This is a genomic window from Tessaracoccus sp. MC1679, assembly GCF_014164775.1.
In the GTDB taxonomy this organism is placed as follows: Bacteria; Actinomycetota; Actinomycetes; order Propionibacteriales; family Propionibacteriaceae; genus Arachnia.
This window is the reverse complement of record NZ_JACJGB010000017.1, coordinates 1-7,154: the sequence shown is the minus strand read 5'-3', so window position 1 is coordinate 7,154 and position 7,154 is coordinate 1. Positions and strand designations below refer to the sequence as shown.

General features: G+C 66.0%; 8 protein-coding genes and 1 pseudogene. 2 read left to right on the top strand and 7 right to left on the bottom strand.

Translation table 11 applies throughout. The features are described 5' to 3' along the window. Positions 1-926, bottom strand: a pseudogene (locus H5398_RS16730) (DEAD/DEAH box helicase); the annotation flags it as partial. 36 nt (positions 927-962) lie between these two features. On the opposite strand from H5398_RS16730, the gene H5398_RS16975 reads away from it, so the two are divergent. After that, complete coding sequence (locus H5398_RS16975) at positions 963-1,196, top strand: DsrE/DsrF/DrsH-like family protein (protein ID WP_220491004.1); 234 nt, start codon at positions 963-965, stop codon at positions 1,194-1,196. Between the two features lie 140 nt (positions 1,197-1,336). Here the strand turns inward: H5398_RS16975 and H5398_RS16725 are convergent, their stop codons facing one another. From H5398_RS16725 to H5398_RS16705, 5 genes are all read right to left on the bottom strand, one after another. Continuing rightward, on the bottom strand, positions 1,337-1,873 hold the full coding sequence (locus tag H5398_RS16725; protein ID WP_182800877.1) for a YbaK/EbsC family protein: 537 nt from the start codon (positions 1,871-1,873) through the stop codon (positions 1,337-1,339). Positions 1,874-1,883: 10 nt separating this feature from the next. Further along, a complete protein-coding gene (locus H5398_RS16720; protein ID WP_182800876.1) occupies positions 1,884-2,519 on the bottom strand; it encodes a DUF624 domain-containing protein in 636 nt (211 codons plus the stop codon). Beyond that, entirely contained in the window at positions 2,520-3,437 is a 918-nt protein-coding gene (locus tag H5398_RS16715) for a carbohydrate ABC transporter permease (RefSeq protein WP_182783418.1), read from the bottom strand. Further along, positions 3,434-4,279: a carbohydrate ABC transporter permease gene (locus H5398_RS16710; RefSeq protein ID WP_182800875.1), complete on the bottom strand. Its 846-nt coding sequence runs from the start codon at positions 4,277-4,279 to the stop codon at positions 3,434-3,436. Before H5398_RS16710 ends, H5398_RS16715 begins: the two co-directional genes overlap by 4 nt. A 95-nt stretch (positions 4,280-4,374) precedes the next feature. Next, positions 4,375-5,718 (bottom strand): ABC transporter substrate-binding protein, encoded by a 1,344-nt coding sequence (locus tag H5398_RS16705; protein WP_182783422.1) that lies wholly within the window; start codon positions 5,716-5,718, stop codon positions 4,375-4,377. A gap of 225 nt (positions 5,719-5,943) precedes the next feature. On the opposite strand from H5398_RS16705, the gene H5398_RS16700 reads away from it, so the two are divergent. After that, the gene (locus H5398_RS16700) at positions 5,944-6,456 is read left to right on the top strand and encodes a hypothetical protein (protein ID WP_182800874.1); all 513 of its coding nucleotides are present in this window, start codon (positions 5,944-5,946) and stop codon (positions 6,454-6,456) included. A gap of 15 nt (positions 6,457-6,471) precedes the next feature. Here the strand turns inward: H5398_RS16700 and H5398_RS16695 are convergent. Continuing rightward, a partial coding sequence (locus H5398_RS16695) for a type I restriction enzyme endonuclease domain-containing protein (protein ID WP_182800873.1) occupies positions 6,472-7,154 on the bottom strand: 683 nt, incomplete at its 5' end.

Sequence of the window (7,154 nt, the reverse complement as noted above, 5' to 3'; positions counted from 1 at the left end):
CGCCCCATCGGGCGTTCACGCTGGTCGGAGAGCGTGTACTCAGCCAAGGCGTGGGCGAGGTTGTCGGTCAGCGGCGCGTAGGCCACCAGCAGGCCCGCGGACTTGCCGCGGAACGTGCGGTTCACCCGGGCGAGGGTCTGCATGAGCAGTGCGCCCTTGAGCGGACGGTCGAGGTAGAGGGTGTGCAGCGGCGGCGAGTCGTAGCCGGTGAGCATCATGTCCTTGACGATGACCAGCTCCAGCGGGTCCTCGGCGGTGGCGAGCCGCTTCTTGATCACCTTGTTCTCGGACTCGCGCCGCACGTGGTCGCTGATCGGGGGCTGGTCCGAAGCGGTGCCCGAGTAGACCACCTTGATGCGGCCGCCGTCGATGGCATCCGAGTGCCAGTCCGGCCGCAGCTCGACGATGGCCGAGTACAGGTTCGCGGCGATCTCGCGAGTCGCACACACGATCAGGCCCTTGCCCGGCCCCTCGATCTCGGTGATGACCCGGGCCCGCCGCTTCTCCCAGTGCTCGACGATGTCCGCGGCCAGAGTGCGCAGCCGCTCGGGCGCGCCGTAGATGGAGTTGATGACTGCCACCGACCGCTCCACCTGGTCCCGCTCGGTCTCGTCGAGGTCGCGGGTCAGCTCGTCGGCCGCGGCGTCGAGCTGTTCTGAGGTGACGCCGTCGTCGAACCCGACGGTGACCAGGCGAGGCTCGTAGTAGACGGGCACGGTGGCGCCGTCGGCCACCGCGCGGGTGAGGTCGTAGATGTCGATGTAGTCGCCGAACACCTCGCGCGTGTTGCGGTCGGTGAAGCTGATCGGGGTGCCGGTGAACGCGATGAGCGTGGCGTTGGGGAGGGCGTCGGCGAGGTGGCGGGCGTACCCGTCGAGGTCGTCGTAGTGCCGCAGCTGGGACGCCTGAAGCCCGGGCTCGAGCACGTCTCGATGCCCCAGGCGATGGGCAACATCCCGTTCATGACCCGCTTCGCGACGTCGATGATGAAGAAGCAGATGGAAGAGCTCGAGGTGCCCGACGTGCCCGACTTCATCGACCTGCTGCACGCCGCCGGTGCCCACATGTACGCTTGCAAGCTGACCTTCGACATGATGAAGATGATCGAGGCCGACCTGCACCCCGGCGTCGAGGGCGTCATCAGCGCCACCGACTTCATCGAGATCTCCGAGGGCGCGCAGGTCATCTTCGTCTGACCCTGCCGCTCGCATCGCGCTGGCCGTCCCCATGGGCGGCCGGCGTGAGTTACAGCGGCGCCTGGCGCGCGGAGCCATAACGGTATTCGTTAAACGAATCGTTACAATGTAACACCCCGCCGGGCCCTCCCTTGAGCCCGTCAGGCGTCCCTCAGAGCGAGCGGGATCACCTTGGCGCCGGGCAGTCGTGCCAGGTCGGCGCCGTCGAGCAGGATCTTGCTTCCCCGGACCCCTCCGCCGATCACGACCGGCCCCGCGCTGACGACGGCCTCGTCGATGAGGATCGGCCAGCCGTCCGGCAGCCCCACCGGGGTGATCCCTCCCTGCGTCATCCCGGTCAGCTGCTCCACCGTCGGCTGGTCGGCGAACGACATCTTCCGCATGCCCAGCTCCTTGCGGACGGTCTTGTTGACGTCGGCGCGGTCGACGGCCAGCACCATCACGGCAGCGTGGACGGTCTCCTCGCCGCGTCGCCCGAAGACGATGACGCAGTTGGCCGACGCCTCGAGCGCAACGTCGTACCGCTCGCAGAAGGCGGCGGTGTCGGCGAGCGCCTCGTCGATCTCGGCGACCCGCGCGTCGGGCACGCGATGCGACGCCTGCGCGACGGGGTGGGCGACCAACTCGGGATGGTCGGCGAGCGGCTTCCAGTCCAGGTTTCCTTCGGCAGATGGCATGCCGTCGAGACTACTGCGCGCTTCCGGTGGAGCCGCGCGGCGGGAGCGAATCGATCGTCTCCACGACCACGAGGTCGACCAGGTAGAGCATCAGAGCCACCCCGATGATGGCCATGACCGCGAGCCACAGCACCCAGCCGCCGGGGTTGAGGATGATCAGCACGGCGGGGATCAAGAGCCAGACTGAGGCGAGCAGGCTCCGGGGCAACTTGCCGAGCGCGAGCAGTGCGGCCAACTTCGCGGTGCGGGCGAACCCCTCCCCCCGAGAGGCCAGTGGGAAGAACCAGACAGCCCAGAGAGTCACCAGGATGGCCCCGGCCAGCACTCCGGCCTGGGCCACCAGCGCAGCGCCACCGTCCATGCGGCCGAGCGCCCAGTACTCCCAGCCCAGGACAGAGCCGACGGCGAGCAGCAGCAGCCACCCGAAGGTCGCCGTCCTCCACGTGCGGGTGAAGTAGGAGAAGTAGGTGCGGGCAGGTTTCGCCCCCTCCTCACGGACCATCTCCAGCAGAGTGCCGTGGGCCGCGGACAGCGCAGCCCCCGCGGTCACCACCGGCAACGAGCAGACGATGGTGAGCGCGTTGACGACGACGACGTCGGCCGCGAGGCCGAGCGCCTGCCAGGTCCGCGAGTTGGGGTCGACCACTCAGCCCTTGACCGACCCGGCGACGACGCCCTCGATGATGTGCTTCTGCGCGAACAGATAGAACACGATGATCGGGACCACGGCCAGCACGAGCATCGCCATGAGCGCACCCATGTCGCGGTTACCGTTCGAGCCGACGAACTGCTGCACCACGACCGGGATGGTCTTGAAGCGTGTCGACAGGCCGATGACCAGGTAGGGCAGCAGGTAGTCGTTCCAGATCCACATGGCGTTGAGGATTGCCACCGTGATCGTCACGGGCTTGAGGATGGGCCAGACCACCTGGAAGTAGGTGGTCAGCGGTGAGCATCCGTCGATATAGGCGGCTTCCTCGATCTCCAGGGGGATCGACTTGACGAACCCGGAGAAGATGAACACCGACAGCCCCGCACCGAAGCCGAGGTAGAGCACCATCATGCCGACCGGGTTGGCCAGGCCGAGGGCATCGGCGAGCTTCACCGTCGGGAACATCACCATCTGGAACGGGATGACCATGGAGAAGACGAGCAGGTAGTAGATCAGGGACGTCCACCACGTCTTCACGCGCGTGATGAAGTACGCCAGCATCGCCGTCAGGAACACGATGATGAGCACCGATCCGATGGTGATGACGAACGACCAGAGGATGGCCTCGAAGAAGTTCTGCGCCTGGATCCCGGTGATGTAGTTGCTGAACCCGGCCCACATGTCCCCCAGCGGCACCGCGAAGGGGTCCGACGAGATGGAGAACTTCTGCTTGAAGGAGTTGAGGACGATGAAGACGATCGGCCCCAGAAACAGGCCCACGAGGGCCACCAGCAGCGCGTAGATGAGGATCTTGCCCACCGGGTCGCGGCGCTTGCCGCCGGCCTCGGCCGCCGGGGGCGTCGTCGGTCCAGCGACCGGTACGGGGGTAACTGTCTGCGGTTGCGTGCTCACGCCTCAACCTCCCTGCTCCGGGTGGCGCGCAGCTGCAGCATCGCGATCGCCACGACGACGATGACAAATAGGACGGCCTTGGCCTGGCCGACGCCCTGCCGACCGATCTGCGAGAACATCGTCTTGAAGATGTCCAGCGCGACCATCTTGGTCTGGTCCATGGGGGCGCCGTCGGTGAGCGCGAGGTTCTGATCGAACATCTTGAACGCGCTGGACAGCGTGAGGAACAGACAGATGGTGATCGTCGGCATGATCATGGGGATCGTCACGTTGCGCAGCGTTTGCCAGCGGCCGGCGCCGTCGAGGGCCGCTGCCTCGTTGAGCTCCGGCGGCACGTTCTGCAGTCCCGCAATGTAGATGACCATCATGTAGCCCACCTGCTGCCAGTTGACCAGCAGGATGAGGCCGATGTAGCCGTACTTCCAGTCGGCCACCAGGGTGGTCCCGTAGTTGGCGAGGACCGCGTTGATGATGACCTGCCAGGTGTAGCCCAGCACGATGCCACCGATGAGGTTCGGCATGAAGAAGATCGTCCGGAAGACGTTGGTGCCCTTCAGCTTCTGTGTCAGCAGCTTGGCGATGCCGAAGGCGAAGAGGTTGACGGTGATGACCGACGCGACGACGACGAGGATCGTGAACCAGAACGAGCCGAGGAACCCGTCAGCGGGATCGAGCGCCCGACGGTAGTTGTCCAGGCCGACCCATTCGGCGTTGGTGATCGTGGTGAATTTCGTGAACGACAGGTACAGGCCAATGACGAACGGTGCCAGGAACGCGATGATGAAAGCGACCGACGTTGGCAGCACGAATAGCGGGAAGTACTTCTTCAGGGATCTCTGCATAGTGATTACTCCGTTCAACCCCGCCCGGCCGCGATGCCGAATGGGGTACTGGGGCGGGCCACTGTGCGTGGCCCGCCCCAGATGTTAGCCGACGGTCAGTTGCCGCCGACGGCAGCCTTCTCGGTGGCCCAGTTGGCGACGACCGCTTCCTCGACCTCAGCCCACTCCAGGTTGCCGGAGGCGTACTGGGCGAGGAGCTGGGCGAAGTCGTCCTTGAACTTGGCCGAGGGCATCGTGGTGAACACCCAGGGCACGGCGGTCAGGGAATCGTCGCTGATGTAGCGGTTGATCTCCTTGGCCAGCGGGTCGGCCGGCGTGCGATCGCCGAAGGACTTGAACGGAGCGATGAAGCCGAGATCCTCGGTCACGTAGTTCATGCCGTCTTCGTCGGTGAACAGCCAGTTGACGAAGTCGATGGTGGCCTGCTGGTCGGCCTCGGTGGCCTGGCTGTTGACGGCCATGAAGGCCTCAGTGCCGACGTTGATGCCCAGGTCTTCTTCACCCTCGACGCCCGAGTAGATGGGGAGGAACTTGATGTCTTCCTCAGCCACTGCGTTGCCCTCGATGTCCTTGATCTGGCTCCAGGCCCAGTTGCCGTTCTGCACCATGGCAGCCTTGCCCGTGGCGAACTCGGCCATGGAGTCGGTCACGGTCTTGGACGGTGCGAGCGTCTTCTCGACGGTTGAGTTGGTCAGGTAGAGGTCAAAGATGTTCTTGAACTCGTTGCTGTGGGTGAACTCGATCTCCTCGGCGTCGGTGATCTCCTTCTCCTGGTACTCGTGGTACAGCGGGGTGTTGAACAGGTGCGTCTGCCAACGCCAGGCCTCACCGGTAGCCAGCGACGTCGACGCGAACACGCCGTCGATGCCGAGGTCGGCCTTGCGGGCCTGCATGTCGTCGGTGACTTCCTTGAGCTTGTCGAAGTTGTTGATCTCGTCCATCGAGGCGGCCTTGGCGCCGTCCATCTCGAAGTAATCGCGCATGATCGCGTCGTTGTAGATGATGCCGAAGCCCTCGACGGCCAGCGGCACGCCGTACACGGTGCCGTCCTCGCCGGTGAGCGCGAGGCCGGGATCGCTCAGGTCCTTCGCGAAGTCGGTCTCGCCGAGATCAGCGGCGTACTCCTGCCAGCTGACGAGGCCGACGGGGCCGTTGATCTGGAACAGGGTCGGGGCGTCCGACTTCGTCATCTCGGCCTGCAGGGTCTGCTCGTACGTGCCGGAGGCGGCGGTGACCACCTTGACCTCGACGCCGGTCTCTTCGGTGTACTTCTCGGCGATCTCGCCGTAGGTCGCCTCCGACTCGGGCTTCCAGTTGAGGAAGTAGACCGAGCCCTCAGCATCGCCGCTGGCGCCTTCGTCATCGCCGCAAGCGGCCAGCGCGCCGACGGACAGTGCCGCGACCGCAAGGAGCGCGATGGAGCGCTTCAGGTTCTTCATGGGGTTCGTACCCTTCTAGGTGACGTTGCGGCCCGCCCTCTTGAGGACGGCGGGGAGACGTCGTCAGCGTCACCGCTGACCACGTCGACGGCTCGACACTAACGGTCCTCGCGGCGAATTGGCACGTTAGAAAGGTCACAATTCGGCAACGATTTGAACGAGCAAACTTGCACGCCTTGACGGATACCACTGGGGGTATTGGGCCGCGTGTGGCAGACTGGTCGAATGCGTCGCCATCTGAACCTCTCCCTGCAGGCCCTGCGGTCCTGGTCCGCCAGGCGATGGGCGGGCGCCGCCGTGGCCACCCTCGTCGTAGGGCTGGCCCTGGGCGTGGTCACGGTGTTGATCCCGAACCCAATCTTCGGCCGCGAGATCCCGCCCACCGCGTGGAGCTACCCGGCCTGGATCGTCACCTCGGGCCTGTCCGGCATGCTCATCGCCACGTACTTCCGCAGCGGACCGAAGGCGACCGCGGACGCAGAGGACGAGAAACTCTCCGTCTGGGGCACCGTGGGCGCCTTCGGGGCGTGGTTCGCGATCGGATGCCCGGTCTGCAACAAGATCGCCCTGCTGGCCCTCGGCTACACGGGTGCACTGACCTACTTCGGGCCGCTCCAGCCCTGGCTCGCGGCCCTGTCCCTGATCCTGCTGGCCGTCGGGCTGGTATTCCGCCTCTCGGGCAGCATCGCCTGCCCAGTCCCTCAGCGACGCCGCGTCTCCGTGGCGCAGCCGAGCTGACGAGGCCAGCAGACCTCAGGCAGCGGACAGCGCCTCCATCTGCTGCACCACCAACTTGACGGCCGCCTCCGAGCGGTCCGGTGGGTACTTGTACTTGCGCAGCAGCCGCTTGATCTTGGCCCGGATCGACGCGCGCACGTCGTCGCGCACCGTCCAGTCCGTCTTCGCGTCGCGTCGGAGCATTTCGACCAACTCGCGCGCGATCTGCCCGAGCACGGGCTGCCCGAGAACCTCCATGGCGGAGTCGTTGGCGGCGACGGCGTCGTAGACGGCCAACTCGTCGGTGCCGAGCGGAGGGTCGAACTGCTCCCCCCGTCGCGCCTCCGACGCGATCTCCTCCGCTGTCCGCCACAGCTCCAGAAGCACCTCAGCGGAGGTCAACTGCCCGTTGGTGTAACGGTTGATCACGTCGGCCACCCGATCGCCGAACGTCTGCTGCCGCACCAGGTTGCGGCCCGACACGCGCGCGGCTTCCAGCAGCAGCGCGGCACGCAACGCCTCGATCGCCAGCTGCGGGTTCTGCGACGCCTGCGCCTCTTCCAGCACCGACGGCGCCAGCTGGTCGAAGTCGGGCGGGGTGATCTGAGCCATCTCGTAGATGTCGATGACGTCGCGCGAGTCGGTGGAGTCCTCGACGACGGCGAGCAGCGCCCGCGCCACCTCCTCCGGCACCGGCCGCCCGTCCGCCTCCCTCTCTG

Coding starts and splice junctions, on each gene's coding strand:
- H5398_RS16975 (WP_220491004.1), top strand. CDS start 963: ATGACCCGCTTCGCGACGTCGATGATGAAGAAGCAGATGGAAGAGCTC.
- H5398_RS16725 (WP_182800877.1), bottom strand. CDS start 1,873: ATGCCATCTGCCGAAGGAAACCTGGACTGGAAGCCGCTCGCCGACCAT.
- H5398_RS16710 (WP_182800875.1), bottom strand. CDS start 4,279: ATGCAGAGATCCCTGAAGAAGTACTTCCCGCTATTCGTGCTGCCAACG.
- H5398_RS16705 (WP_182783422.1), bottom strand. CDS start 5,718: ATGAAGAACCTGAAGCGCTCCATCGCGCTCCTTGCGGTCGCGGCACTG.
- H5398_RS16700 (WP_182800874.1), top strand. CDS start 5,944: ATGCGTCGCCATCTGAACCTCTCCCTGCAGGCCCTGCGGTCCTGGTCC.